The following is a 1,680-nucleotide window of genomic DNA, read 5'->3' on the forward strand; positions in this document are numbered from 1 at the left end:
GCCGACGCTGCGTCCAGTCGGGCCTCGACCGCGCGGCGGATCCGCTCGCGGATCTTCAGGTTGGAAGCGTGCACGTCAGCCAGGGCGGCCAGGGCGCGCTCGTCGTGGCGGCGGGACATGAGGGCAGCCAGGTCCTGCGGGCCATGCGGCAGCAGGAGCTCCGTCTCCGCCGCGCTCATCCCGAGCGCCTTGCCGGCCAGCGTGGTCGTGCGCTGCGTCCAGCCGTGGGCGGGCGCCAGTTTCAGCGCCTCGTCGAGCAGCCGCTGCTCTGTGGTCGCGGCCCAGTCCTGCGCGGCGGTGGTCATGGCGCCATTGTAGCCGCCGGGGCCACACGCATGTCACGGGATTTGATCAGGTCCCGGCGTGGACATCGCAAGTCCGCTCTGCTATCTGCCCCGCCTCTAACCCGAAGGGTCACGCCTTCGGGCGATCCATTTTTGTACGCTCGCCGCCTTGGTTTGCCGGATTTGGGGTTTCCCACATTCGGGGCCGGCACGAGGTGGGCGGCTAGCGCACGGCAGGAGAGTTCGTTCTGGTTCAGATTTTCGTCCGCGACAACAACGTCGACCAGGCCCTCAAGGCGCTGAAAAAGAAGATGCAGCGCGAAGGCTCGTTCCGCGAGATGAAGCGCCACGTCCACTATGAGAAGCCGTCCGAAAAGCGCGCCCGCCAGAAGGCGGAAGCCGTGCGCCGGGCCCGCAAGCTCGCCCGCAAGCGCGCCCAGCGCGAAGGCCTGATCGCCGCCCCGAAGAAGCCCACGCGGCCCTAGGGGGCCGGGGGCCTAAAACTGGCACGATTGATGCTTATTTGAAGGGCTGCGCCACCGGCGCAGCCCTTCTTGCGTATACGGTCAAGGCGCGATGTTCCGTCGCTGCGGCCGGGCATTAAGTGGTCTATCACCGGTAGGCGCCCTATCTGTTGGCCTCTCGCGCCGCCGAAAGAACTGGATTGGTCTCGCATGAACCTCCGCAATCTCGTCATCTGGGGCGTCATTGTCGTCGTCCTGATCGGCCTGTATTCGATGATGACGGGGAGCACGCGCGGCGGCGCCGACGCCCGCGAGATCACCTATTCGCAGCTGCTGTCCAAGGTCAGCGCCGGCGAGGTCAAGAAGGCGGAGATTCGCGGCGCGCTGGTCTCGGTCACTGACCAGGGCGGACGTACGTTCAACGCCGCGACGCCTCAGAACCAGGACGAGCTGGTCAAGCGGCTCGAGGCGCAGGGCGCCGACATCTCCGTCAAGCCGCCGGGCGGCAACCCGCTGATGGGCCTGTTGCTGAACGCGCTGCCGATCCTGCTGCTGATCGGCGTGTGGATCTTCTTCATGCGCCAGATGCAGGGCGGCACCCGCGGGGCCATGGGCTTCGGCAAGTCGAAGGCCCGCCTGCTGACCGAGAACAAGAACCGCGTCACCTTTGACGACGTGGCCGGCGTGGAAGAGGCCAAGGAAGAGGTCGTCGAGATCGTCGACTTCCTGAAAGACCCGCAGAAGTTCCAGCGCCTGGGCGGCAAGATCCCCAAGGGCGCGCTGCTGATCGGCCCTCCCGGCACCGGCAAGACGCTGCTGGCCCGCGCCATCGCGGGTGAGGCCGGCGTGCCGTTCTTCACGATCTCCGGCTCCGACTTCGTGGAGATGTTCGTGGGCGTCGGCGCCAGCCGCGTGCGCGACATGTTTGAACA

At 66.9% G+C, this 1,680-nt stretch carries 2 protein-coding genes; both read left to right on the forward strand.

Annotation, left to right across the window (positions count from 1 at the left end; translation table 11 throughout):
- Positions 1–532 precede the first annotated feature (532 nt).
- Positions 533–769 (forward strand): 30S ribosomal protein S21, encoded by a 237-nt coding sequence (rpsU, locus tag QZV94_RS13365; RefSeq protein WP_293678389.1) that lies wholly within the window; start codon positions 533–535, stop codon positions 767–769.
- Positions 770–958: 189 nt separating this feature from the next.
- On the forward strand, positions 959–1,680 hold a 722-nt coding region (locus QZV94_RS13370; protein ID WP_293678387.1), incomplete at its 3' end, for an ATP-dependent metallopeptidase FtsH/Yme1/Tma family protein.

Source organism: uncultured Phenylobacterium sp. (assembly GCF_902826855.1).
Taxonomy (GTDB): Bacteria; Pseudomonadota; Alphaproteobacteria; order Caulobacterales; family Caulobacteraceae; genus Phenylobacterium.